Here is a 23998-nt window from a genome sequence, read left to right on the forward strand (position 1 = left end):
GCACAGGACCCCGCGCTACGTCACGCGGGTTCCCCGACCGAACCCGCTACGACGAACGAGATCAGACCAGGTCGAACCGGTCGGCGTTCATGACCTTGGCCCACGCCGCGACGAAGTCCCGCACGAACTTCTCCTTCGCGTCGTCGCTCGCGTACACCTCGGCCAGCGCCCGCAGCTCCGAGTTCGAGCCGAACACCAGGTCGGCCCGGGTGCCGGTCCACTTGAGCTCGCCCGTGTCGGCGTCGCGGCCCTCGAACGTGCTCTGGTCCTCGGACGTCGCCTTCCACGTCGTACCCAGGTCGAGCAGGTTGACGAAGAAGTCGTTGGTCAGGACGCCGGGGGTCGTGGTGAAGACGCCGTGCTGCGTCTGCTGGTGGTTCGCGCCGAGGACGCGCAGGCCGCCGACGAGGACGGTCATCTCGGGCGCGGACAGGTTCAGCAGGTTCGCCTTGTCCAGCAGCAGGAACTCGGCCGGCAGGCGGTTGCCCTTGCCGAGGTAGTTGCGGAAGCCGTCGGCGGTCGGCTCGAGCGCGGCGAACGACTCCACGTCCGTCTGCTCCTGCGTGGCGTCCACGCGGCCCGGCGTGAACGGCACCTCGATGTCGAAGCCGGCGTCCTTGGCCGCCTGCTCCACCGCCGCGCCGCCGGCGAGCACGATCAGGTCGGCCAGCGAGACCTGCTTGCCGCCGGTCTGGGCGCCGTTGAAGGCCTTCTGGATGCCTTCGAGGGTGCCGAGCGCCGTGGCGAGGCGGTCGGGGTCGTTGACCTCCCAGCCGATCTGCGGCTGCAGACGGACGCGGGCGCCGTTGGCGCCGCCGCGCTTGTCGCTGTTGCGGTAGGACGAGGCGGACGCCCACGCGGTGGACACGAGCTGCGACACCGGCAGGCCCGAGGCCAGGATCTGGCTCTTGAGCGCGGCGACGTCGTCGGCGTCGATGAGCTCGTACGTGCGCGCGGGCAGCGGGTCCTGCCAGGGCAGCACCTCGGACGGGACCTCCGGGCCGAGGTAACGCACGATCGGGCCCATGTCGCGGTGCGTCAGCTTGTACCAGGCCTTGGCGAACGCGTCCGCGAACTCCTGCGGGTTGTCGCGGAAGCGGCGCGAGATCTGGTCGTAGATCGGGTCGACGCGCAGCGAGAGGTCGGTCGTGAGCATCGTGGGCGCGTGGCGCTTGGACGGGTCGTGCGCGTCGGGGACGGTGCCCTCCCCGGCGCCGTCCTTCGGCCGCCACTGGTTGGCGCCCGCCGGGCTCTGGAACAGCTCCCACTCGTACCCGTACAGGATCTCGAAGAAGCTGTTGTCCCAGGTGATCGGGGTGTTGGTCCAGATGCCCTCGAGGCCGCTGGTGATCGTGTCGCCGCCCTTGCCGGTGCCGAACGTGTTGCTCCAGCCCAGGCCCTGCTCCGCCAGGGTGGCGGCCTCGGGGTCGGCGCCGACGTGGTCGGACGGGCCCGCGCCGTGGGTCTTGCCGAACGTGTGACCGCCCGCGATCAGGGCGACGGTCTCCTCGTCGTTCATCGCCATCCGGCGGAACGTCTCGCGGATGTCCCTGGCCGCGGCGAGCGGGTCGGGGTTGCCGTTCGGGCCCTCCGGGTTGACGTAGATGAGGCCCATCTGGACGGCGCCCAGCGGCGTCTCCAGCTCACGGTCGCCCGTGTAGCGCTCGTCGCCGAGCCACGTGGTCTCGGGACCCCAGTAGACGTCCTCCTCGGCCTCCCAGACGTCCTCGCGGCCGCCCGCGAAGCCGAACGTCTCGAAGCCCATCGTCTCCAGCGCCACGTTCCCGGCGAGGATCATGAGGTCGGCCCAGGAGAGGTTGCGGCCGTACTTCTTCTTGACCGGCCACAGCAGGCGGCGGGCCTTGTCCAGGTTGGCGTTGTCGGGCCAGCTGTTGAGCGGCGCGAAGCGCTGCTGGCCGGCGCCGGCGCCGCCGCGGCCGTCGCTGATCCGGTACGTGCCCGCGCTGTGCCAGGCCATCCGGATGATCAGCGGGCCGTAGTGCCCGAAGTCGGCCGGCCACCAGTCCTGGGAGGTGGTCAGCACCTCGGCGATGTCACGCTTGACGGCCGGGAGGTCGAGGCTGAGGAACGCCTCGCGGTAGTCGAAGTCGTCGCCGTAGGGGCGGGCCACGGCGGGGTTCTTGGCGAGGATCCTCAGGTTGAGCCGCTCCGGCCACCACTGACGGTTGCCGCCACCCTGGGTCGGGTGGGCAGCGCGCGTGTGCGCGACCGGGCAGCCGGCGCCTTCGCCCTCTGCCTTCGGGTCTGTGACGATCGCGTCATGGTTCTCGGTCATGGGAATCCTTCCAGGACTTGGGTTCAGCAGCTCACGCAGTGCGGTTGGTGGAGCAGTCGGGGCACCGGCCCCAGTAGATGACCTCGGCCTCGTCGATGGTGAAGCCGTGGTCGTCGGCGGCATGCAGGCACGGGGCATGACCGACCGCACAGTCGACGTCGGCGACCGCGCCGCACGACCGGCACACGATGTGGTGGTGGTTGTCCCCCACGCGCCCCTCGTACCGGGCCGGGCTCCCGGCCGGTTCGATCCGGCGCACGAGACCCGCCGCGGTGAGCGCGTGGAGGGCTTCGTACACGGCTTGCAGGGAGACATGACCCACACGCTCGCGCACCCCGGAGGCGATCGCCTCGACATCGAGGTGGTCGCCGTGCCGGACGGTGTCGAGCAACGCGACCCGGGCGGCGGTCACCCGCAGGCCGGCGCCGCGCAACTCCTCGGCGGTGGTCGGAGTCCTGGGTGCGGTCATGGCGCCACAACTTACCGGCATAAACACGAGAGATACAAGATAACGAACAGTCCCAGTTATGTCCCGGGTCAGGGTTTTACCGTCCGCCCGGCCGAGCTTGAGAAAACGGCTGCTCCGCACGTGTGCGAGAGTGAGCGTACGTGCCGCCTCGCCCCCCGGGAGCCGACAGCTCATGCCGCCCACCGACCCAGCTCGCCTGGCCGCCTACGACGCCGTGTCCACCGCGCTGGCCATGCTGAGCGACCGGGAGGTGGCCGAACTGGTCGCGGCGGCCGAGCCGCGCGGGACGGGCATCGGCGGGCGATCGGCGGAGCTGGAAGTGACCGGGACCCGCGTGTTCGTCAAGCGCGTTCCGCTCACCGACCTGGAGTGCCGCCCGGAGCACGTACGGTCGACGGCCAACGTCTTCGGCCTGCCGACCTTCTACCAGTACGGCGTCGGCTCGGCCGGGTTCGGCGCCTGGCGGGAGCTGGCGGCCCACGTCATGAGCACGAACTGGGTGCTGACGGGCGCCTTCGCCGGGTTCCCCCTCCTGTGCCACTGGCGGGTGATCCCCGATACCGCTCCGGAGGGGTTCGCCGACGAGTTCGGCGGCATCGACGGGGCCGTGGCGCACTGGGAGGGCTCCGGCGCCGTGCGCAGGCGCCTGGAGGCCATCGCGGCCTCCTCGCGCAGCCTGGTCCTGTTCCTGGAGCACCTGCCGGCGACGCTGGCGTCGTGGCTGTCGGAGCACCGGGCGAGCGAGCCGTACCCGTGGCTCGAACAGGCACTCGCCGGCGGCACCGGCTTCCTGAGCTCGCAGGGGTTCGTGCACTTCGACGCCCATTTCCTGAACCTGCTCACCGACGGCCGCGAGATCTACTTCGCCGATCTGGGGCTGGCCCTGAGCACGCGGTTCACGCTGTCCGCCGAGGAGTCCCGCTTCCTCGACGATCACCTCTCCTACGACCGGTACTACACCACCAGTCACCTCCTCCGCCACCATCTGCCGGGCGGCACGCGGGAGAGGCGGGAACACGTCCGGTTCCTGCGCGAGTGGGTGGCGGGCGGCGTCCGGCGCGATCAGCTCTCCGAGGCCGTCGCCGGGCTCGTCGATCGGCACGCCGCGACCGCTCTTGTCTTCGAGGAGTTCGCCGGGCGGCTGGTCGGCGAGAGCAAGCGGACGCCTTTCCCACGCGGGGAGCTCGACCGCGCGTAGCGGTCAGCCGGCGTGCCAGAACGTCGACAGCACCACGTGCACGGCGGTCGCGCCCAGGACGCTGATGACCGCGTTGCGGGTCTTCAGGTGCAGCCCGACCGCGGCCGCCAGGGCCAGGACGGCCGGCACCATGGCGGTCCAGGGCGTGGGGCGCAGGTCGCGCAGGGTGTAGAGGGCCAGGATCAGCATGATGCCGGTGGGCATCTGCAGGGCCAGGAACTGCAGGACGGACGAGCGCCGCAGCGGGCCCAGCACGGCGAAGGGCAGGGCACGCAGGCCCCACGTGATCGCGGTGCTGACGGCCACGACGGCGGCCAGGTAGAGCGGGGTGGGCACGGTGGTGCTACCTCTCCGGGCCCAGGCCCGAGGTCGATACCGGTACGGGTGAAGGGGCCGAGGGCGTCGGCCTGGTGGCCGTGGCGCCGGCAGTGACGGGTGCGGTGACCGGGGCCATGACCGGGGCCGGGCGGCGGTGGCGCAGGGCGTACCGGATGAGCAGGCCGGCCGTGAACAGGCCCATCGCGACCGGCAGGAGCTGCCCCGGGGTCAGGAGCGCGGCACCGGCGAAGCTGGCCGCGGCCAGCAGCGGCGTCGGCAGGTCGCGCCGGTCCCGCCAGGCGTCGATCGTCAGCACCACGAACAGGGCGGTCAGCGCGAAGTCCAGCCCGTGCAGGGTGACCGGGACCAGCGCGCCGGCGAGCGCTCCCGCGGTGGCGCCGCCGACCCAGTAGGCCTGGCACAGCGCCTGCATCCACAGGATGCGCGCGCCGCTCCAGCCGCAGGCGCGCCCGCCCGCAGTCAGCGCGTACGCCTCGTCGGTGAGCGCGAAGGTCGCGTAGAGGCGGCCGAGCGGGCGGACCTGGCGCAGCGGGAAGGACAGGGCGTAGAAGACGTGCCGCATGTTCACCAGCAGCGCCGTGACGGCGATCTGCGCCAGGGGCGTCGCGGCGGCGACCAGTCCGAGCAGCAGGAACTCCAGCGACCCCGCGTAGATCACGGCGGTGAACACCGTCGCCCACCACCAGTCCAGCCCGGCGTGCACCACCAGCACGCCGAAGCTGACCCCGAGGGGGAACAGGCTCAGCCCCACCGAGGCGGTGTCGGCCGCAGCCGCCGTGAAATCCCGCGTTCGCATGAAAAGCAATTTTAGTGCGTATCCCGCATAATATGGTTTCACGCGTTAGAGGAAATCGGATAGATGAGCAATCCTATTATCCTGGATCATGTTGATCGTGAAATTTTGTTCCAACTGGCCCAGGACGGCCGGATGTCGAACGTGGAGCTGGCCCGCCGGGTGGGGCTGACGCCGCCGCCGTGCCTGCGCAGGGTCAAGCGCCTGGAGGAGGCCGGGGTGATCGCCGGATACCGGGCGCAGATCTCGCCCGAGGCGCTCGGCCGCTCGCTGGAGGTGGTCGTGTCGGTGGAGATCGCGGTCAACGACCTGCAGACCGTCGAGGAGTTCGAGTCGCGGGTGGCGGCGCTGGAGGAGGTGCTGGAGTTCCGGCGGATGTTCGGGCGGCCCGACTACTACATGCGCGTGGCGGTGGCCGATCAGTTCGCCTACGAGAAGTTCCTCAGCCGGCAGATCCTGCCGCTGCCCGCGGTCTCCCGGGTGGACTCCCACCTCACCATGAAGCGCATCAAGGATTAGCGGCCGGGTTCTCCGACATGTAGGCTGCCTACGTGTAGCGTGCCTACATTTGTGAAGGAGACACCCACATGAGTGCGGAACAGGCCAGCGGATCCACCGGGCGGACGGTGCGGCTCGTCGTCCTCGTCATTGCGGGGATCGTCGCCGGGAACGTGCTGGTCACCCTGCTGATGACCCGGGACACCGGCCTCGGGGTGGACGAGCTCATCGCCTTCGCCGGAGGCGCCGTCCTCGGGCTCCTGGTCGAGTTCGGGGTCTTCCGGCGGTCCGGGCGCTGAGCCGTGGACGCGCTCGACCTGGCTCGGCTCGAGTTCGGGATCACGACGAGCCTGCACTTCCTCTTCGTCGCCCTGACGCTCGGTCTCGCCCCGCTGATCGCGTTCCTGCAGACGCTCTGGGTCGTCCGGGGCAACCCCCTGCACGAGCGGCTGACGAAGTTCTGGGGACAGATCTACATCGTCAACTACGGCCTGGGCATCATCTCCGGCCTGCTGCTGGAGTTCCAGTTCGGCCTCAACTGGAGCGGGCTGACGCACTTCGCCGGTGAGCTCTTCGGCGCGCCCATGGCGATGGAGACGCTCTACGCCTTCTTCGTCGAGTCGACGTTCCTCGGGCTCTGGATCTTCGGCTGGGGCCGGCTGCCGAAGGTGGTGCACCTGCTGACCTTCTACGTCGTGGCGATCGCGGCGATCGGCTCGGCGTACCTCATCGTGGTCGCGAACGGGTTCCTGCAGAACCCGGTGGGCTTCGAGCGGGCCGGCGACGCGCTGCGCGTGGTGGACGTCGGCGCGGTGTTCACCAACCCCGCCGCGCTCCTCGCCGTGGGGCACATCCTGCCCGCCGCGCTCATGGTCGGCGGCTTCTTCATGGCCGGGGTGAGCGCCTGGCACTTCCGCCGGGGGACCGGCGAGGTGCCCTTCTTCCGCCTGTCCATGCGGCTCGGACTCACCGTCGGGTACGTCGCCACCTTCTTCACCATCGGCTTCGGCGACGCGTCGGTGCTGTGGGTGGTGCGCAACCAGCCCACCAAGCTCGCGAGCGGCGCGGAGGCCCTGCGCGCCGCCGAGCGGATGGCCGCCGAGCACGGCCCCGGCGACTACCTGGCCCCCACCTGGGTGCCCATCGCGCTCACCCTGATGTTGTCGGTCGCCTACCTGTACGTGCTCTTCGCGCTCGTCCCCCTCGTGCTGCTCGGCCGGGGCCGGATCGAGCGGCGGCGTTTCCTGCTCGGGGTCGGGGTCTGGACGATCCCGCTGCCGTTCCTGACCGTGATCCTCGGCTGGACGGTCCGCGAGATCGGACGGCAACCCTGGGTGATCTACGACGTCCTGCCCACGAGCGAGGCCGTCTCGGACATCAGCACCGCGGGCGTCCTGGCCTCGCTGGTGATCTTCACGACCCTGTACGTGACGCTGGTGGTCATCGGCTACCTCGTGATCGCCAGGATCGCCAGGGCGGGGCCGCGCTCGCTGGTGCTCGGAAGTGTGCTGGGGGACGAGGAACTGGTCAGGGAGCGCTGATGGAGATCGTCTGGCTGCTCGTCGTCGGCCTGCTGCTGGCCGGCTGGTACGCGCTCGACGGGTTCGCGCTCGGCGCGGGCATGTTCCTGGCCGCGCTGCGCGGCGACGCCCGGGGCAGGCGCCGGGTGGTCGCCGCCATCGGGCCGTTCTTCCTGGCCGGCGAGGTCTGGCTGATCGCCTTCGCCGGCGTGCTGGCGGTGACGTTCCCCGACGCCGAGGCGGCGCTGTTCACCGCGCTGTACCCGGTGATCGTGGTGATGGTCGCGGCGTGGTTCGTCCGCGACCTCGGGATGTGGTTGCGCGCGCGCCGGCCGGAGCCCGGCTGGCAGCGGCGGTGGGAGACGGCTCAGGCGGGCGCGAGCGCGGTCTTCGCCGCGTCGGCAGGCCTCTTCCTCGGCAACGCCGTGCAGGAGCCCGGGGCCGGGGCGCTCTGGTGGCTGAACCCGTACGCGTTGCTCGGCGCGCTGGCCACGGTGGCGCTCTTCGGCCTGCACGGCACGGCGTTCCTGGCGCTGCGCGCGACGGGGGAGCTGCGCGAGCGGGGCAGGCGCGCGGGCGGGCGGCTGGCGCCCGTCGTGCTCGTGCTCCTGCTGGCGCTCCTCGCCACGGCCCCGCTCGCCTCCGCGCCGGGCCTCGTGCCCCTCGCCCTGGTCCCCGGTCTCGCCGGCCCGGCCGCCGTCGCGCTGGCCTGGCCGGCCCTGAGGAAGGGCCGCGACGGCGCGGCCTTCGCCGGGACGGCGCTCGCCGCGCTCTGCCTGCCGCTGACCGCCGGGGCCATGATGGCCGGGCGGCTGCTCGAAGGGGTGGCCGGGGCGAGCACGATCGACCAGCTCACGAGGGTGGCGCTGCCGATCCTGCCGTTCCTGCTGGCCGCCCAGGCGGTGCTGTGGTGGGTGCACCGGCACCGGCTGAGCGATCGCTCGGTGACGTTCTTCTGAGGCTCGGTGACGTCCTGCTGGGAAAGGAGATGAAGGCCGGGGCCCGCGCCTGATACGGTGCCCGCCGCTGAGCGAAGCGGCGTGCGACGCGAGGAGGACCCCGATGTCCCGTTGCCCTGAGTGCGGCGCCCCCGATGCGCCGAAAACCTGCGAGGAGCTGTTCCACGAGCTGCTGACGCTGGACTACTCGATGCGGCCGCCGTGGTCGCCCGTACACGCCGTCACGGTGGCCTGCTACTACCTGCAGCACCCCTCGCGCGGCGCCGGCTCGGCCACGCCGGCCCAGTGGGCGCTGCTGCACGTCTACCTGCGCGGCGGGCTCGCCGCCCTCACCCCGTTGACCCGGCGCGCCCGCCGGCTCAACTCCCACCGCCACGGCGGCCACACGCCCGGCGCGGACGACTTCCCCGGCGCGCCGCCCTTCCCCGGCGGCGCCACGCCGCCGTCCGGGTACGCCACGACGATCACCGACGTCGCCCTGGACGGCACCTTCCCGGCCGAGGGGCACGAGGAGCGCGTCAGGCGCTGGGCGGCGGACACGGTGGCGGCGTGGGGGTGGGCGTGGGGGTGAGGGTGTCGAGCAGCGTGCGGACGAACGAGGCCGCCGCCTCCTTGTCGTCCCGGAACCCCGCCTCCGACATGTGCTCCAGGAACGCGTACTGGAAGCAGGCCCCGAGCAGCAGCCCGGCCGCCGCCCGCACGTCCGCCCCGGCCCGCACCCGGCCCGCCGCCTGCTCGGCGCGCAGGTAGGCGGCCAGCGCCTCGTTCGGCTTGTGCGGCCCGGCTCCCTCCTGCCGTAGCTCTTCCTTGTGCGTGGTCAGGGTGGCCGGGTCGGCGAACACCGAGGCGAACATGGGGAACCCGGCGCGGTACAGCTCGATGGCCGCCCTGGCCACGGCGGTGAGGGCGTCCGCCAGGCTGCCCCCGCCGCGCAGTGCCCCGGCGAGCGGGGAGAAGTCGGGGGAACGCTCCCGCATCACGGCCACCATCAGGTCGGCCTTGCTGGGGAAGTGCTTGTACAGGGCCGCCTCGGTGAAGCCGGCGGCCCGCGCGATCTGGCGCGTGGTCACGTTGGCCAGTCCTCGCTCGGCCATGACCTCGGCCGCCGCGTCGAGGATCACGTCTCTGGTGCCCATGGTCGCCCTCTCGCCGTTGACATGGTTAGTAAACACTCACTAGCCTGCGATCCGGGTTAGTAAGTGTTTACCAACCAGGAGTTTAGATGAAGATCACCATTTCCGGCGCGCCGGGTGGCACCGGCCGGCACGTCGTGGAGCAGGCACTCGACGGCCCGGCCACGGCCGGCCACACCAGCTCCCTGGGGTCCTGACCGTGAAGAGAGCCATCGTCATCACCATCAGCCTGCTGCTCGCCGCCGCGCTCTGTGCCACCGGGACCGTCGCCTACCTCACCTTCCTCCGCCCCGCCGACAACCCGCCCGCCGACGCCTGCGCGACGCGGGCGGCCAGGCCGCGCGTCGTGGCGGCCGGAGCCAGCATGACCCAGGGCTCGCTCGGCGCCGACTGGGTGGCCTCGCTGCGCGCGGCGTTCCCCGCGTACGAGTTCGTCAACGCGGGCAGCAACGGCGACACCACCGCCGACCTGCTCCAGCGCGTCGACACCGACATCGTGGCCTGCCGCCCCGCCGCGGTGACGCTCCTCATCGGCACCAACGACGTACGCAACGGCGTCCCGCCGGCCGAGTACCGCGCCAACCTGCGCGCGATCGTGGACCGCGTCAGGAGCGGCACCGGCGCCCGCGTCGCCCTCATGTCCCTGCCCCCGCTCGGCGAGGACCTGAACGCCCCGATCAACCGCACCCTCACCGGCTACAACGCCGCCATCAAGGACCTCGCCGCCCGGACGGGAACGGACTACCTGGCCCTGCACGAGCGCATGGCGGACATCCTCCGGCACGGCACCCGGACGTCGTACGGCTTCAGCTTCCCGCTCGCCTTCACCGTCGCCGCCCAGCACTACCTGCTCCGGCGCACCTGGGACGAGATCGCCCGCGCGGGGGGCCGGGAGCTCCTCGTGGACCACATCCACCTGACGGACCGGGGCGGCGCCCTCGTCACCGAACTGGCCGGCGGCTGGCTGACCGGCATCAAGGGCACATGACCGGCGCAGGTCGTACGGGTGGAAGCCCGCGCCTCGCAGGCGCCTCGGGCCGGACAGGTGTCAGCCGAAAGCGGAAGCCCGCTGCGGGCAGGGCCGTCCTGATTACGCTCGGCCTCATGACCGAGACTTGGGACCCTTCAGCCACGGGCGTGCTGCGCCTGCCATCGGGCCGCCTCGTCCGCGGCAGGGGCCTGCGCCACCCCCTCCCCTCAGGCCCGCAGCCGGCCTTCGCCCTCTACCTCCTCGGCAAGGAGCCACCGGGCGTCGGCTGGGAGCACCGGTGGGTGCGCTGGCCCGACTTCTGGCTCCCGTCCGACCGCCCGGCCGCGGCCGAGGCCCTGCGCGAGGCGTGGAGCCGCGCCGCCACAGAGCGCGTCGAGGTCGCCTGCGGCGGCGGCAAGGGCCGCACCGGCACCGCCCTGGCCTGCCTGGCCGTGCTCGACGGCGTCCCCGGCGACCGCGCGGTGACCTACGTGCGCGAGCACTACGACAGGCACGCGGTCGAGACCCCGTGGCAGCGCCGCTTCGTCACCCGCTTCGACGCCTCCCCCGTCACCCCGTAGGAGGCGTCACTCCACGGTCCGCAAGATCCGCTCGATCGACTCCGTCCGGGAGCGCAGCTCCGCCAGCTCGGCGGCCATGCGCTCCTGCGCCTCCACCGTGCTCCGGGCGAGCTCCTCGAACCGCGCCACGAGCCCGCGCAGCTCCTCGGCCGCGTCGGCCTGCCGCCGGGACTTGCGGGACTCGAAGATCCCCACGGTGAAGACGCTGATCAGGAACGTGACGAGGATCAGCACCCCAAGGAAGAAGATCACCTCGGGCCAGGTGTACGACATCAGGAGCCCTCCTCGGGGTCCGGCCTCGTGAGCGTCCTGGCCGCCTCGGCCAGCGAAGACGCGGTCAGGTGCAGGCTGAAGTCCGTGACCTCGTAGTACTTCATGGCCTTGCCGTCGTCCGACAGCTCCAGGCTGCCGGCGATCAGCCCGGCGGCCTCCAGCCGCCGCAGGTGCATGTGCAGCAACGGGCGGCTGACGCCGATCTCGCGGGCCAGGTGGCTCACGTAGTCGCGCCCGGCCGCGAGCCGGGCGATGATGCGCAGCCGCAGCGGGTTGGCCAGCGCGGCGAGCATCTCGACCAGGTCGTCACCCGTCGGCCCGGCCTCCGTCATAGCTTCCCATCACCTGTGAGCGTCACCTTGCGGGGCACCGTAACACAGCGGTTCAGGCCGCCCTGACCGCTTCCGGCTCCTCCGCCGGCGCCGCCCGGTCCCCCTTGGCCAGGGCCAGCCCGGCCGCCAGGCAGATCAGCGGGATCGCCGGGATCACGTACCGTACGTCGAAGGCCGCCAGGAACGGCGGCGAGGCGACCAGCGCGAGCGCGGCCAGCCCCGGCAGCAGCGCGTCCCAGCGCCGCCTGGCCAGCGCCGCCGCCAGCGTCCCGAGCAGGGCCAGCGTGAGCAGCGGGAACGGCACGTACCCGAAGCGCTGGTAGGCCCGCAGCCACCCGGCGAACGGCTCCACCACCCGGGTCGCCGCCGGGCCCGCCTCGTACGACTCGGCCACCCCGCGCACCGACTCGCTGATCGGCCGCTCGGAGACGGGCAGCTTGTACGGCGTCTTCTCCTCCACCCCCGTGCGCTCCCAGCGCAGCAGCTGCTTGAGGTCGGTCGCCACCGCCCCCAGGTACGCGCCCGGCTGGGCGAGGATGGCCTGCCTGGCGAACTCGCCGGCGAGCTGGTTCCTGTTGGCCGTGCCCGGCACCTTGAGCAGCGGCGAGAAGCTCTCCCACAACCAGTGCGGCGGATACGGCCGCTGCTCGACCGGCATGTCCGGGCAGAGCACGGACAGCCGCTCCGGCGGCTTGATGACCGCGCAGTCGGCGAAGCTCATGGTCCTGGACCACAGGAAGTTCCCGTCGGCCTCGGTGAGGCCGAACTTGCCCTTCTCCACCTTCATCCAGGTCGCGTACGCGCCGAGCGGGATCGCCCCGGCCACCAGCAGCGCCACCAGGGGGCGCCAGCCGTACCGCCTGATCAGCAGGTACGCGGCGGTCAGGAGCAGCAGCGGCAGGCCGACGGTCCTGGTGATCCCGGCCAGGCCCAGCAGCATCCCGCCCACGGCGGCCGTGGCCGGGGTGACCCGCCAGACGATCAGCGCGATGGCCGCCGTGACGAGCACGACGAAGACGGCGTCCGCCATGATCATGTGCTCGAGCAGGATGAGGAACTCGTCGTAGAGCAGCGGCGTGACCAGCAGCGTCGCGCCCCAGCCCGGCAGGCCGCGGCGGCGCAGCAGCGCGTACAGGGCCACCGCCAGCGCGAGCATCAGCAGGTGCTGCAGGACCGTCACCAGCGTGAGGCTGTGCGCGGGCCGCAGCAGCGCCAGCAGCAGGGAGTAGCCGGAGGGGCGCGCGGTCCCCGGTGCCAGCTCCTCCTTGAGGAAGGCGAAGGAGTCGCCGTAGAAGAGGATCGCGGGCGGGAAGCCGAGCACCGCGAGCACCCGCAGCCCGATCGCCGGCAACATGGCGATGACCAGTGCGCGATGGGCCAAGACAGATCCGCTTCCTCGTGTGTCCGGGCCCCCACAATAGTGGACATCCCGGTCACCGCTCCGGGATACCGCGGGCCCCCTTGTCGGCGCCATTACCGAATGACATTCTGGAATTCGGTCGCCAATCTGTCGTCGCGTCTCGCGGAGGACATCCATGACCATCGACAAGGAAGCCCTGCGCCGGAAATATCGCGAGGAACGCGACAAGCGGCTGCGCCCGGACGGCAACGACCAGTACCTCCGCCTCACCGGCCGCTTCTCCCGCTACCTCGACGACCCGTACACCCCCCGGATCGAGCGCGACCCCAAGACCGACCACGTGACGTTCGCCTTCATCGGCGGCGGTTTCGCCGGGCTCGTCACCGGCGCCCGGCTGAAGGAGGCGGGGGTCGAGGACGTCCGCATCGTGGAGAAGGGCGGCGACTTCGGCGGCACCTGGTACTGGAACCGCTACCCGGGCGCGCAGTGCGACACGGCCTCGTTCGTGTACATGCCGCTGCTCGAGGAGACCGGCCACATGCCGACCGAGAAGTACGCGCACGCGCCCGAGATCCTCGAGCACTGCCGCCGCATCGGCAAGCACTACGGCCTGTACGACAACGCCCTCCTCCACACCGAGGTCACGGACCTGACCTGGGACGAGGCCCGCTCCCGCTGGCTGATCAGGACCGACCGCGGCGACGCGTTCACCGCCCAGTTCGTCGCCATGGGCATCGGCCCGCTGCACGTGCCCAAGCTGCCCGGCATCCCGGGCATCGACGACTTCCGCGGCCACGCCTTCCACACCAGCCGCTGGGACTACGCGTACACGGGCGGCGACCCCTCCGGCGCGCCGATGGACCGGCTGGCGGACAAGCGGGTGGCCGTCATCGGCACCGGCGCCACCGCCGTGCAGTGCGTGCCGCACCTGGCCAGGGCCTGCGCCGAGCTGTACGTCTTCCAGCGCACGCCGTCCTCCGTGGACGTGCGCGACAACCGGCCGACCGACCCCGAGTGGTTCGCCACGATCGCGACGCCCGGCTGGCAGCAGCGCTGGCTGGAGAACTTCACGGCCAACCAGACCGGCGCCCCCGCCGAGAAGGACCTGGTCATGGACGGCTGGACCGACATCTCCCGCCGCTTCCGCGCCAAGATCGAGCACCTGCGGCCCGAGGAGCTCACCCAGGAGAGCATGCTGGCCGCCTTCGAGGACGCCGACTTCGAGAAGATGGAGGAGATCCGCGCCCGCGTGGACGCCGTCGTCCAGGACCCGGAGACCGCGCGCAACCTGAAGGCCTGGTACCGCCAGCTCTGCAAGCGCCCCTGCTTCCACGACGAGTACCTCCAGGCGTTCAACCTGCCGAACACCCACCTCGTGGACACCGGCGGCAAGGGCGTCGAGCGCATCACGGCCCGGGGCGTGGTGGCGGCGGGCCGGGAGTACGAGGTGGACTGCGTCATCTACGCCTCGGGCTTCGAGGTCGGCACCGACTACACCCGCCGCGCCGGCTACGACCTGACCGGGCGCGGCGGCGTCCGGCTGTCGGAGCACTGGGCCGACGGCATGCGCACGCTGCACGGCGTCCACGTGCACGGCTTCCCCAACGCCTTCCTCGTCCAGCCGACGCAGGGCGCCAACCTCATCTCCAACATCCCGCACAACCTGACGGAGGCGGGCAGGACCATCGCCGTCACCGTCAGGCACGCCGTCGACCACGGGTACGCGGAGGTCGAGCCCACCAAGGAGGCGGAGGAGGGCTGGGTGGAGTTCCTCCTGTCGGGCACCGGCCGCCTGCTCGGCTCCCAGGACTGCACGCCCGGCTACTACAACAACGAGGGCCAGGATCCCGGCAGGAAGAGCTGGCTCGGCGTCGGCCACCCGCACGGGGCGATGGCGTACTTCGCCTACATCGACGGCTGGCGCGAGTCGGGCGCGTTCGAGGGCCTCGACTTCCGCCGCTGGCGCCAAGATCGGTAGCCGTCGCCGGCACCCGCGGCCTGCTCGGCGAGGTGCGCATCGTCGAGTACCCGCCGAACTGGGAGCTGGACCACGAGGGCAATCCGGGCGCGGCGGTGCCCGTGTTCGACGCCGTGGCGGACCAGTTCGGCCGCCGGGGGACCGCGAACTCCTGACCGCGGCGTGCGACAAGCGTGTCCGCAGGGTAGGCGTTTCGTGGGCCCGCCGATCAGACGGGGTAAACCAGCAATGTGACTCATGGAAGCCGGAAACCCCTGCGCAAAGGCGACGGCGGCCCTTTTGTACGGTTCCAGGTCCGCTATTACGGACGGCTCGGCGTGCCCGTGGGCATCTTCGCCGCCTGTCACCATCTCCGCCGCGCCGGTCGGCTGACCCCGGTGGACGACGAACTGTTCACGAAGGTGGACGACTGGTTCATCGCGCGGTTGCCGTACCCGCCGTTCTACGCGGACGGCAACACCATCCGCGCCGTCCCGTGGTTCAAGCCGGGCGCGGCCTGCCTCATCGACGCGCTCGCGCCGCTGGAGGACCTGCTGCGCCGGTACGGCGTCGCGTACGACGTCGTGCGCTCACCCGATCCCGGCACCATCATCTACGAGGACGACTTCCAGATCGGGGTGCTGCCCTACGTCAGGCGGCCCGCGGGAAGCCAGGTCAACGCGCCGGTGGTGTCCGGCGGCAACGGGCCGTACGGGTGACAGGCGCGGGCGCGGAAGCTATCCCTGGCACTACTGCGCGCCCCTGACCTCGGCCGATACGGTCACAGGGTGCTCAACAGGACCGCGCTCGAAGCCCTGACCCGGCACCCTCTGCCGTTCCTGGCCTCCGGCTGGCCCTGGCGCGGCGCGGCGTACCTGGCGGCCAGCGCCGTTCCCGGCGTGGCCGCGGGGTGCGTCGCGGCGGCCGCGGCCGCCGGCGGCACGCTCGTCACCCCGGCGCTGGGCGTCGTCACGGGCCTGGCCGCGCTGGCCCTGGGCAGCGTGCTGGTCGCGCCCTTCGAACGCCTCCGCCTGCGCCTGGTGGACGTCGTCCCCGTGCCCGAGGCGCCGCACCGGCGCTGGCGCGAGGCCGGGCTGGCGATCATGACTCTCCTCGTGCTGTGGTGGATCGATCTGATCATGCTGGCGTTCACGATCGGCGGCCCGCTGGTCCTGGCCCTGTCCCCGGTGCTCCAGGACGAGCTGACGCCGATCGCCGGCGTGCTGTCCACCCTCGCGGGCGCGCTGCTGCTGCCCGTCGCCGCGTACACGATCACCGCCTGGGCCGGCGCGCGCGGCGCGATGGCCCGCGCGATCCTGGCGCCTGCGCAGTCCGAGCTCACCGAGGTGCTGCGGTCGCGGGCGCGGCTGGTGGACGCGTTCGAGATGGAGCGCCGCAGGATCGAGCGGGACCTGCACGACGGCGCCCAGCAGCGGCTGGTCTCGCTGTCCATGTCGCTCGGCGTCGCCGGCCTGGACCTGCCCGAGGGGTCGGAGGCGGCCCGCCTGATCCGGCTGGCCCACGACGAGGCCAAGCAGGCGCTGGCGGAGCTGCGCGAGCTGATCAGGGGCGTGCACTCCCCGGTGCTCACCGACCGGGGGCTGGCCGCGGCGGTGCAGGACGTGGCAGGGCGCTCCCCCGTGCCGGTGGACGTGGACGTCGACCTGCCCGGCCGGCTGCCGGCCCCGGTCGAGGTGACGGCGTACTACGTGGTCAGCGAGGCCCTGGCGAACCTCGCCAAGCACAGCGGGGCCGCCAGGGGAGCCGTCACCGGCCGGATCGAGCGCGGCACGCTCGTCGTCGAGGTGCGCGACGACGGCGTCGGCGGGGCCGACCCCGGCAAGGGGACAGGGCTGACGGGGCTGGCGGACCGGCTGTCCGTGGTCGAGGGGAGACTGTCCCTGTCGAGCCCGCCAGGCGGCCCGACCCGGCTGCGGGCGGAGATCCCGTGCTGAGCGCGAGGGAAGGGGAGAGACCGTGCGCGTGGTGATCGCCGAGGACGCCGTCCTGCTCAGGGAGGGCCTGGCCGGCCTGCTCGAACGCTTCGGTCACACCGTCGTCGCCTCCGTCGGCGACGCGCCCGCCCTGGTCGAGGCCGTGGCCGAGCACCGCCCCGAGGCCGTGGTGACCGACGTGCGCATGCCGCCCGGCTTCGCCGACGAGGGCCTGCGCGCCGCGCTGGAGCTGCGCGCCCGCCACCCGGACCTGGCGGTGCTGGTGCTCAGCCAGTACGTGGAGCAGACGTACGCGGCCGAGCTGCTGGAGTCCGGCGGCGGCGCGGGCGTCGGCTACCTGCTGAAGGACCGCATCGGCGACGTACGCGAGTTCGTCGACGCCCTCGACCGCGTGGCGGGCGGCGGCACGGTCGTGGATCCCGAGGTGGTGCGCCAGCTCCTGAGGCGGCGGCGCGACCCGCTGGGCAGGCTCACCCCGCGCGAGCAGGAGGTGCTCGGCCTCATCGCCGAGGGCCGCGCGAACGCGTCGATCGCCAAGGAGCTCCACGTCACCGAGGCGGCCGTGGCCAAGCACATCGCCAACATCTTCACCAAGCTCGACCTGCCACCCGCCGCCGACGGGCACCGCAGGGTGCTGGCGGTGCTGGCGTACCTGCGGCGCTGATCAGGACACGCAGAACTCGTTGCCCTCCGGGTCGGCGAGCGTGACCCACCAGTTGGGCCCCTGGCGGCCCCGGTGCAGCTCCTTGGCGCCCCTGGCGGTCAGCCGCGCGACCTCCGCCTCGATGTTGCCGGCCCCGACCCGGATGTCGAGGTGCGCGCGGTTCTTGACCGACTTGGGCTCGGGCACGAGCTGGAACAGCACGCGCGGAGCACGTTCGAGGCCGTCGGGGTGCCTGATGGCCGCGCCCGCCTTCCACACCAGCGCGCCGTTGTGCGTCGTCGTGTCGTCCTCGGAGGCGTGACCCTTGTCGATCAACTCCCTGATGAACGACTCGTCCTGCGCCTCCACCTGCCAGCCGAGCGCGTCGGCCCACCAGTCGGCCAGGGGGTGCGGGTCGCCCGAGTCGACGACGACCTGGAAGTCATATGCCATGCAACGATCCTAAAAGTAGGGCTCAAAAGTTAGAGTCGGTGGACATGAACGAGCAATGGCAGGAGGTAGGCGACCGGGTTTACGTCCGGCGGCATCGGTCGTACGACCTCAACACCGGACTGATCGTGGGCGACGGGCACTGCCTGGTGCTCGACACCCGAAGCTCGCACCGGGAGGCGCAGGACCTCGTCGAAGCCGTCCGTACGATCACCACCAGCCCGTGGACGGTCGTCAACAGCCACTCCCACTTCGACCACTACTTCGGCAACGCGATCTTCCTGCCCGCCGAGATCTGGGGCCACGCCAGGTGCGTCGAGGAGATCGAGGCCGACGGGGAGCAGCAGCGCGCCGCCCTGATCGAGCGGCGGCCGGAGCAGCGGGAGGAGCTGGAGGAGGTGACGATCGTGCCGCCCGACCACACGTTCACCGTGGCGGCCGGCCTCGACATCGGCGGCCGCATGGTGCACCTGCGGTACTTCGGGCTCGGGCACAGCAGCAACGACGTGGTGGCGCACGTGCCCGACGCGGGCGTGGTGTTCGCCGGTGACCTGGTGGAGGAGGGGGCGCCGCCGGCGTTCGCCGACTCGTACCCGCTCGACTGGCCGGGCACCCTGGCGGCGATGCTCAACGAGATGCCCGAGCAGGTGATCGTGCCGGGGCACGGCGCGGTGGTGGACCGGTCGTACGCGCTGGCGCAGCACGACGAGCTGGCCCTGGTGGCCGACCTGGCCAAGCAGGCCCACGTGGAGGGGCTGCGCGACATGATCAAGTCGTTCCCCTACCCGGAGGACGTCTCCCGTCAGGCGATCGCCCGCGCCTTCATGCAGCTCGACGCCTAGGCCACGGGCATGGAATGGGGGCCGCTGAAACCCGAGGACGCCCACGCGCTGGCCGGCCTGTGGGCCGCGATGGCGGACGCCGACGGCGCCGGCGAGCGTCACAGCGTGGAGGACGTGCGCGAGCAGCTCTTCCACCGCCGGATCGACCTGGCGGGGAGCACGCTCGCGGCCAGGGACGGCGACCGCGTCGCGGCCTTCGGCCACCTGCCGGTCAGGCAGTCCGCGGAGGGCGGGGTGCACGTGCTGCGGCTGTGGGGCGGCGTGCACCCGGCCTACCGCAGGCGGGGATTCGGCAGGCGGATCGTCGGCTGGGCCGTCGGCGCGGCGCCGGCGCTCAGCGAGCGGGCCTTCCCCGGCGTTCGCACGGAGATCCACCTCGCCGCGGACGACCGCAACCCGGGCGCCCACGCGCTGGCCACGAGTGCCGGCTTCGCCGCCGTGCGCAGGTTCGCGCTGATGGAGCGGGGCCTGGAGGGCGGCCTGCCCGAGCCCAGGACCTCCGTCGGGGTGACGATCGCCACCTGGACGCCCGAGCTGGACGAGGGCGCCCGTCACGTACGCAACGAGTCGTTCAGGGACCATTGGGGCGCCGTGCCGCACACCAGGGAGAGCTGGGCCGGCCACATCACCGGCTCCCGCAACTTCCGCCCCCTGTCCTCGTTCCTGGCCCTGGCCGGCGGCCGGGTGGTGGGCGCGCTGATCACCCACGCCTCCGGCGACCAGGCCCGGATCATGATCGTCGGCACGCTGCGGGAGTGGCGCGGCAAGGGCGTGGCGAGCACGCTGATCGCTCACGCGCTGGCCGCCTTCGCGCGCCAGGGATATCGCAACGCCGGGCTGAACGTGGACCTCGACAACCCGACGGGCGCCGTCGGCGTGTACGAGCGGGCCGGTTTCATGGTCACCAGGAGCAGCACGACCTACGCGCTACCCGTCAGGCAGCGGGAAACACGCGACGAACCCCCGGTCGCCGTACACGAGTGACCCCTCGTGCAGGAGCGCGATGTCCCGCGCGATCGGCAGCCCCAGCCCGGCGCCGCCCGCGTCCCTGGCCCGCGCCTCGTCCAGCCGGGTGAACCGGCCGAACACCGCCTCCCGCTGGCCGGGCGGGATCCCCGGCCCGTCGTCCCACACCTCCAGCACCGCCTGCCCGCCGTCCGCGGCCACGCGGACCCGTACGGTCGAGGCGGCGTGCCGTACGGCGTTGTCGGCCAGGTTCGTCACCAGGCGGTCGAGGTGCGCGCTCGATCCCTTCATCACCACGTCGGGCTCGACGTCCAGCTCCACCCGCACCTCCGGCCGCCGCCTGGCCCGCAGCGCCGCCTCGGCGGCCACCTGGCCCAGGTCGAGCTCGGCCACGCGCAGCGGCTCGCCGGCGTCCAGCTTGGCCAGCATGAGCAGGTCGGCCGCCAGCGACTGCAGGCGCTCGACGTCGGCCAGGGCCTCCTCGGTGAGCTCGCTGGGCTCGGCCAGCTCCAGCCGGGCCCGCAGGGTCGCGATGGGGCTGCGCAGCTCGTGCGCGGCGTCGGCGACGAACCTCTTGTGCCGCTCCACGGCGGTCTCCAGCCGGTCGAGCGTGCCGTTCACGGTGGTCGCCAGCGCGGCGATCTCGTCCTTGGAGCGCGGTACGGGCACCCGCTGGTTCAGGTCGCGGGCCGTGATGTCGGCCACCTTGGCCCTGATCGCCGCCACGGGGCCGAGCGCCCGGCCCACCGAGAACCACGTCATCCCCGCCACCACGGCCAGCAGCGCGGGCACGCCGGGCAGCAGGGTCTGGTACAGCGTCTGGAGGGCCTGTTGCGCGCTGTCCAGCGACACCCGGGCCATCACCATGGCGGGCCCGGCCGCGGTGGCCACCTCGACCCCGGCGACCGCGTACTCGCCCGGGTCCGCCCATCCCGAGGCGGCGGCGGCCTGCTTCCTGGTCACCAGGAGGTCGGGGTCGGCGATCCGCACCGCCCTGCCGTCCTTCAGGCGCACCTCGCCGGCCTTGCCCTGGACGAGCGGGGCGGTCTCCGCCGGCGTGGCGGGCGTCACCGGCCGCAACCCGGCGTCGTCGGGCTGCTTGAGCTCGAGCGTCTCCGCGTACGGGGCCGCCGCCATGGCCTTCTTGGCCGCCTCGGCGTCGGCGGTGCTCACCAGGGTGCCGCGCAGCGCCACCACCAGGATCAGCGCCGCCAGCCCGAGCGCCAGCGCCACCACGAGCGTGGCCGCCACCGTCGCCCGCAGGCGCACGGAGGACAGCCCGGCCACCATCCACCCCCAGCGGCTCACGCGGCCTCCAGCCGGTACCCGGCGCCGCGTACCGTCATCAGCGTCGTCCTGCCGAACGGCACGTCGATCTTGCGGCGCAGCGCGCTGATGTAGACCTCGACGATGTTCGGGTCGCCGTCGTAGGCGAAGTCCCACGCCTGGGCCAGCAGCTCGCTCTTGGAGACCACCTCCCCGGCCCGGCGCGCCAGCGCGTGCAGCACCGCGAACTCCTTCGGCGTGAGCTGGATCTCCGTCTCGCCCCTGCGGCAGCGCAGCCCCGCCGGGTCGATCACGAGGTCACCGACGCCGATCGACACCGGCCGCTCGCGCCCGCCCCGCCGCACCAGCGCGCGCAGCCTGGCCAGCAGCACCACGTACGAGAAGGGTTTGGCCAGGTAGTCGTCGGCCCCGTTGTCCAGGGCCTCGGCCTCGTCGTAGATGCCGTCCTTGGCCGTGAGCATCATGATCGGCGTCCAGTCGCCCGCCTCGCGCAGCCTGGAGCAGACCGCGTACCCGTTCAGCCTGGGCAGCATCACGTCCAGGACGATCACGTCGTAGGCGTTCTCGGTGGCCATCCACAGCCCGTCGCGGCCGTCGTGGGCCACGTCCACCGCGAAGCCCTCGCCCGCCAGCCCGCCCTTGACCAGGTCGGCCAGCCGCTCCTCGTCCTCCACCAGTAACACTCGCACGCCGACCAGGGTGCCTCAGCGCACCTAAAGCCAACCTGAAGATCACTCAGGCGCTCTTCAGGATCACTTCAGGTACGGGTGGCCATCCTCGAGGCGTTCGGTTGTCCCCAGTGAGGAGAATCCATGTTCAAGCGTCGTCTCGCGGTGCTCGGCACGGTCGCCGTGCTCGCCATCACCGGCCTGGCCGGCTCCGCCATGGCCGACGAGCCCTCCCCGGCCGCGGGCTCGAAGGTGACCTGCACGACGCCCGACGGCAAGGTCGTCGAGGTGGTCCCGGCCCTGCCGGCCAAGCCGCTCAAGGAAGGCGTCGTGGTCGGCCCCGACGGCAAGGCGACACGTGTCGACGACAGCAGCGCGGTGAAGGTCGAGCGGCTGCCCGACGGGGGCGTGGCGGTCCGGAAGGCCGAGCCGCTCACGCCCGAGGAGATCGAGAAGTTCTCCAAGGTGAAGGAGCTCTCGCCGGAGGAGGCCGAGAAGCTCTCGCCGGACGACTTCGCCAAGGCGGTGCCCGCCCTGCCTGCCCTGCCCGCCGAGGGCGTCGAGCGTGTCGAGGGCGCCGAGCGCCTCGAGGGCGTGACCCCGCCCGAGGGCGGCCCGGCCGAGACCGTCAAGATCATCTGCAAGAAGCCCGCGGAGTAGGCGAGCCGGGGCTCGCCCGGGGGCTCATTCCGGGAACGACGGGTGCGGCCCCAGTGCCCAGTACTCGAAGAGCCCGTGGCCCACGAGCCCGTCGTACTCGAACCGCCCGACGGCGTCCACCAGGCCCCACATCCTGGCGGCGTCGTCGGGCAGCCGGTACGTCACGCCCTGCACGACGGGCCCGGCGCCCTGGTACATCCCGTGCCGCCACTCCTGCTCCAGCCCGTAGCCGGTGCCCACCATGAGATGGACGGGCAGCAGCGGCGTGCAGCGCACGTCGAACGGCTTGCCGCCGGGCGGCGCGAACGTGATCGTGGCCTCGACGACGTCGCGGGTGCCGGGGGCGTAGACCGGGCGGTACTCCGGTCTGCCGAGGTACTCCTCCTCGCGGCCGTCGGGCCACACGCGTACGGCCTCCTCCAGCAGCCGGCGGCCCCGCTCGTCCTCCTGGACGATGCAGAGGATGGCATGGTCGTCGAAGCGCATCGGCGCGTAGAGCCAGTAGAACGTCCCGGGGTTCTTGGCCATGATCCCGGGCGGCTCCGGCTCGCCGACGGGTCTGATCCCCCATGACCGGTCCCTGGTGCCCATCCAGCGGTCGGGTGTGACGGAGATCTCCCTCTCCCCGATCCTGATGTGTCCGGACCAGCGCCCCGTCTGGGCCATCCGTACCGAGTCGAACACCACCCGCTCCTGCCACCGCAGGAAGTGCCGCGGCTCCAGCACGGCCGGGATCGTCCCCTCCCACAGGAGGTCGAAGGACAGGCCGTGCTCGTTCGGCTCCAGGAGCACCCTGAGCCGCTTGAGCCCCTCGACGACCTCGACCCGGAACGGCCCGACCCGCGTGTCCATGCGGTCCGCGCCCAGCTCGCGCGAGGCGCGGACCACCCGGTGGAGGTCGGGGGTGCGTACGCAGGCGAAGGCGTCGGTGACGCCCAGGTTGGGGTACTGGCCGAGGCCGACGATGAGCATGAGCTCGTCGGAGGCGGCGTGGCAGTTGAAGTAGTAGCGGTCGTAGAAGTTGCGGTCTCCGGTGGTCACGTGCCGCATGACCTGGGCGGCCTGGTGGACGGGGTAGTCGTCGAGCGGTGACAGCGCCATGCCCGGCTTTCTAACAAGCGCTTGGTCTCACGTCAACGGGTCGCCGGCGGGAGCCGGGGTCGTCCGTCCGAGCCCCCGCACGCAGAGGCGCGCCCCCGTGACGGCGATCGTCACGGGGGCGCGCTACCGGCGTGCCAAGGCGGTCACGACATCCTGCGTGACGCCTCATCCGCCTTGTCCGACACGTTGGCCGCCATGCGGTCCGCGGACTCGGATGCCCTGTCAGCCTTCTCATTGACCCAGCGTGAGGCATCGGAGGCGGAGTCCTTCATGTGCTCGGTCCACTGCTGCGCGTTCCGGCGGTAGAACATGTAACCGATCGTTCCCACCGCAAGGCCGGTCAGCAGAGCGAGCATCGGCCACCGCCGCGACCGCGACGGTTTGGGATCGATTCGCCTGGCCGCGTTGGTCAGCATGGAGCTGACCTTGGGTGCGATCTGCTCCTCGAACCCGTGCGCCGCGGACTCCAGCCGCGGCGCCGCCCAGTAGCGGGCGTCTTCGATCCGGTGGGCGGCGGCCACCTTGGCCTGGTCCGCCATGGGCTGCATTCGGCGGCCGGTTCGTACGGCCTGGTCCTTCATGCGACCCACCCACGAGGCCGGTACTTCTATGGCCACGCGGCGTCTCTTCATTCTCAGGGACACGACAACCTCCCCTGTCGTTGGGGCCCCGCAGCCTGACCTGCCCCGGACAAGGCGGCTCAATCATCGCCGTCCATGGGAGGATGGCTCTGGAGGCCGTACGGCCA

At 72.0% G+C, this 23998-nt stretch carries 29 protein-coding genes; 16 read left to right on the plus strand and 13 right to left on the minus strand.

Features of this window, described 5'->3' with window-relative positions; genetic code table 11:
• Positions 1-61 precede the first annotated feature (61 nt).
• Both katG and AB0I79_RS19025 read right to left on the minus strand, forming a co-directional pair.
• A complete protein-coding gene (gene katG / locus AB0I79_RS19020) occupies positions 62-2296 on the minus strand; it encodes a catalase/peroxidase HPI (RefSeq protein ID WP_357874410.1) in 2235 nt (744 codons plus the stop codon).
• A gap of 31 nt (positions 2297-2327) precedes the next feature.
• The gene (locus AB0I79_RS19025; protein WP_357874413.1) at positions 2328-2765 is read right to left on the minus strand and encodes a Fur family transcriptional regulator; all 438 of its coding nucleotides are present in this window, start codon (positions 2763-2765) and stop codon (positions 2328-2330) included.
• 172 nt (positions 2766-2937) lie between these two features.
• Here AB0I79_RS19025 and AB0I79_RS19030 point away from each other — a divergent pair, with 172 nt between their 5' ends.
• Entirely contained in the window at positions 2938-3963 is a 1026-nt protein-coding gene (locus AB0I79_RS19030; protein WP_357874416.1) for a protein kinase family protein, read from the plus strand.
• 3 nt (positions 3964-3966) lie between these two features.
• On the opposite strand, the gene AB0I79_RS19035 is transcribed toward AB0I79_RS19030, so the two are convergent.
• Both AB0I79_RS19035 and AB0I79_RS19040 read right to left on the minus strand, forming a co-directional pair.
• Positions 3967-4299: an AzlD domain-containing protein gene (locus tag AB0I79_RS19035; RefSeq protein ID WP_357874419.1), complete on the minus strand. Its 333-nt coding sequence runs from the start codon at positions 4297-4299 to the stop codon at positions 3967-3969.
• A gap of 7 nt (positions 4300-4306) precedes the next feature.
• Positions 4307-5098 (minus strand): AzlC family ABC transporter permease, encoded by a 792-nt coding sequence (locus AB0I79_RS19040; protein ID WP_357874421.1) that lies wholly within the window; start codon positions 5096-5098, stop codon positions 4307-4309.
• Between the two features lie 63 nt (positions 5099-5161).
• On the opposite strand from AB0I79_RS19040, the gene AB0I79_RS19045 reads away from it, so the two are divergent.
• The 5 genes from AB0I79_RS19045 to AB0I79_RS19065 all read left to right on the plus strand — a co-directional run bounded on the left by AB0I79_RS19045 (position 5162) and on the right by AB0I79_RS19065 (position 8643).
• The gene (locus AB0I79_RS19045) at positions 5162-5614 is read left to right on the plus strand and encodes an Lrp/AsnC family transcriptional regulator (RefSeq protein WP_357874423.1); all 453 of its coding nucleotides are present in this window, start codon (positions 5162-5164) and stop codon (positions 5612-5614) included.
• Between the two features lie 68 nt (positions 5615-5682).
• Entirely contained in the window at positions 5683-5892 is a 210-nt protein-coding gene (locus AB0I79_RS19050; protein ID WP_357874426.1) for a hypothetical protein, read from the plus strand.
• A gap of 3 nt (positions 5893-5895) precedes the next feature.
• Positions 5896-7134 carry a cytochrome ubiquinol oxidase subunit I gene (locus AB0I79_RS19055; RefSeq protein WP_357874429.1) on the plus strand — a complete coding sequence of 413 codons (1239 nt, stop codon included), beginning with the start codon at positions 5896-5898 and terminating at the stop codon, positions 7132-7134.
• A complete protein-coding gene (locus tag AB0I79_RS19060) occupies positions 7134-8072 on the plus strand; it encodes a cytochrome d ubiquinol oxidase subunit II (protein WP_357874431.1) in 939 nt (312 codons plus the stop codon). The genes AB0I79_RS19055 and AB0I79_RS19060 overlap by 1 nt, the downstream gene beginning before the upstream one ends.
• Positions 8073-8175: 103 nt before the next feature.
• On the plus strand, positions 8176-8643 hold the full coding sequence (locus AB0I79_RS19065) for a DUF5946 family protein (protein WP_357874434.1): 468 nt from the start codon (positions 8176-8178) through the stop codon (positions 8641-8643).
• On the opposite strand, the gene AB0I79_RS19070 is transcribed toward AB0I79_RS19065, so the two are convergent.
• Positions 8591-9208, minus strand: a complete 618-nt coding sequence (locus tag AB0I79_RS19070; protein ID WP_357874437.1) for a helix-turn-helix domain-containing protein — start codon at positions 9206-9208, stop codon at positions 8591-8593. The genes AB0I79_RS19065 and AB0I79_RS19070 overlap by 53 nt on opposite strands.
• Positions 9209-9404: 196 nt before the next feature.
• Here AB0I79_RS19070 and AB0I79_RS19075 point away from each other — a divergent pair, with 196 nt between their 5' ends.
• A complete protein-coding gene (locus AB0I79_RS19075; RefSeq protein ID WP_357874439.1) occupies positions 9405-10193 on the plus strand; it encodes a GDSL-type esterase/lipase family protein in 789 nt (262 codons plus the stop codon).
• Positions 10194-10309: 116 nt separating this feature from the next.
• Complete coding sequence (locus tag AB0I79_RS19080; RefSeq protein ID WP_357874441.1) at positions 10310-10756, plus strand: protein phosphatase; 447 nt, start codon at positions 10310-10312, stop codon at positions 10754-10756.
• Between the two features lie 6 nt (positions 10757-10762).
• Here the strand turns inward: AB0I79_RS19080 and AB0I79_RS19085 are convergent, their stop codons facing one another.
• From AB0I79_RS19085 to AB0I79_RS19095, 3 genes are read right to left on the minus strand one after another with little or no spacing between them, the layout of a single operon-like run.
• Positions 10763-11029: a hypothetical protein gene (locus tag AB0I79_RS19085; RefSeq protein ID WP_357874444.1), complete on the minus strand. Its 267-nt coding sequence runs from the start codon at positions 11027-11029 to the stop codon at positions 10763-10765.
• Positions 11029-11361, minus strand: coding sequence for a winged helix-turn-helix domain-containing protein (locus AB0I79_RS19090; RefSeq protein ID WP_357874446.1), 333 nt, complete (start codon positions 11359-11361; stop codon positions 11029-11031). The genes AB0I79_RS19085 and AB0I79_RS19090 overlap by 1 nt, the downstream gene beginning before the upstream one ends.
• A gap of 52 nt (positions 11362-11413) precedes the next feature.
• The gene (locus AB0I79_RS19095; RefSeq protein WP_357874449.1) at positions 11414-12742 is read right to left on the minus strand and encodes a hypothetical protein; all 1329 of its coding nucleotides are present in this window, start codon (positions 12740-12742) and stop codon (positions 11414-11416) included.
• A gap of 154 nt (positions 12743-12896) precedes the next feature.
• Between AB0I79_RS19095 and AB0I79_RS19100 the strand changes: the two genes are divergently transcribed.
• The 5 genes from AB0I79_RS19100 to AB0I79_RS19120 all read left to right on the plus strand — a co-directional run bounded on the left by AB0I79_RS19100 (position 12897) and on the right by AB0I79_RS19120 (position 17297).
• Positions 12897-14699 carry an NAD(P)/FAD-dependent oxidoreductase gene (locus AB0I79_RS19100; protein WP_357874451.1) on the plus strand — a complete coding sequence of 601 codons (1803 nt, stop codon included), beginning with the start codon at positions 12897-12899 and terminating at the stop codon, positions 14697-14699.
• Between the two features lie 32 nt (positions 14700-14731).
• Complete coding sequence (locus AB0I79_RS19105; protein WP_357874454.1) at positions 14732-14854, plus strand: hypothetical protein; 123 nt, start codon at positions 14732-14734, stop codon at positions 14852-14854.
• Between the two features lie 222 nt (positions 14855-15076).
• Positions 15077-15397 carry a hypothetical protein gene (locus AB0I79_RS19110; RefSeq protein WP_357874457.1) on the plus strand — a complete coding sequence of 107 codons (321 nt, stop codon included), beginning with the start codon at positions 15077-15079 and terminating at the stop codon, positions 15395-15397.
• 69 nt (positions 15398-15466) lie between these two features.
• Positions 15467-16633 carry a histidine kinase gene (locus AB0I79_RS19115; RefSeq protein ID WP_357874460.1) on the plus strand — a complete coding sequence of 389 codons (1167 nt, stop codon included), beginning with the start codon at positions 15467-15469 and terminating at the stop codon, positions 16631-16633.
• Between the two features lie 22 nt (positions 16634-16655).
• Entirely contained in the window at positions 16656-17297 is a 642-nt protein-coding gene (locus AB0I79_RS19120) for a response regulator transcription factor (protein ID WP_357874462.1), read from the plus strand.
• Here the strand turns inward: AB0I79_RS19120 and AB0I79_RS19125 are convergent, their stop codons facing one another.
• A complete protein-coding gene (locus tag AB0I79_RS19125; protein WP_357874465.1) occupies positions 17298-17729 on the minus strand; it encodes a VOC family protein in 432 nt (143 codons plus the stop codon).
• Positions 17730-17773: 44 nt separating this feature from the next.
• Here AB0I79_RS19125 and AB0I79_RS19130 point away from each other — a divergent pair, with 44 nt between their 5' ends.
• Positions 17774-18568, plus strand: a complete 795-nt coding sequence (locus tag AB0I79_RS19130; RefSeq protein WP_357874467.1) for an MBL fold metallo-hydrolase — start codon at positions 17774-17776, stop codon at positions 18566-18568.
• Positions 18569-18577: 9 nt separating this feature from the next.
• Positions 18578-19552 carry a GNAT family N-acetyltransferase gene (locus AB0I79_RS19135; RefSeq protein ID WP_357874469.1) on the plus strand — a complete coding sequence of 325 codons (975 nt, stop codon included), beginning with the start codon at positions 18578-18580 and terminating at the stop codon, positions 19550-19552.
• Here AB0I79_RS19135 and AB0I79_RS19140 read toward each other — a convergent pair.
• Positions 19496-20842, minus strand: coding sequence for an ATP-binding protein (locus AB0I79_RS19140; RefSeq protein WP_357874471.1), 1347 nt, complete (start codon positions 20840-20842; stop codon positions 19496-19498). The genes AB0I79_RS19135 and AB0I79_RS19140 overlap by 57 nt on opposite strands.
• On the minus strand, positions 20839-21510 hold the full coding sequence (locus AB0I79_RS19145) for a response regulator transcription factor (protein ID WP_357874474.1): 672 nt from the start codon (positions 21508-21510) through the stop codon (positions 20839-20841). Before AB0I79_RS19145 ends, AB0I79_RS19140 begins: the two co-directional genes overlap by 4 nt.
• Positions 21511-21633: 123 nt before the next feature.
• Here AB0I79_RS19145 and AB0I79_RS19150 point away from each other — a divergent pair, with 123 nt between their 5' ends.
• Positions 21634-22149 (plus strand): hypothetical protein, encoded by a 516-nt coding sequence (locus tag AB0I79_RS19150; RefSeq protein ID WP_357874477.1) that lies wholly within the window; start codon positions 21634-21636, stop codon positions 22147-22149.
• Between the two features lie 24 nt (positions 22150-22173).
• Here AB0I79_RS19150 and AB0I79_RS19155 read toward each other — a convergent pair whose 3' ends face one another.
• The gene (locus tag AB0I79_RS19155; RefSeq protein ID WP_357874480.1) at positions 22174-23250 is read right to left on the minus strand and encodes a hypothetical protein; all 1077 of its coding nucleotides are present in this window, start codon (positions 23248-23250) and stop codon (positions 22174-22176) included.
• A gap of 143 nt (positions 23251-23393) precedes the next feature.
• Entirely contained in the window at positions 23394-23831 is a 438-nt protein-coding gene (locus AB0I79_RS19160) for a YtxH domain-containing protein (protein ID WP_357874483.1), read from the minus strand.
• Positions 23832-23998: the final 167 nt, after the last annotated feature.

Origin of the sequence: Nonomuraea sp. NPDC050202 (assembly GCF_040656115.1) — a bacterium.
In the GTDB taxonomy this organism is placed as follows: Bacteria; Actinomycetota; Actinomycetes; order Streptosporangiales; family Streptosporangiaceae; genus Nonomuraea.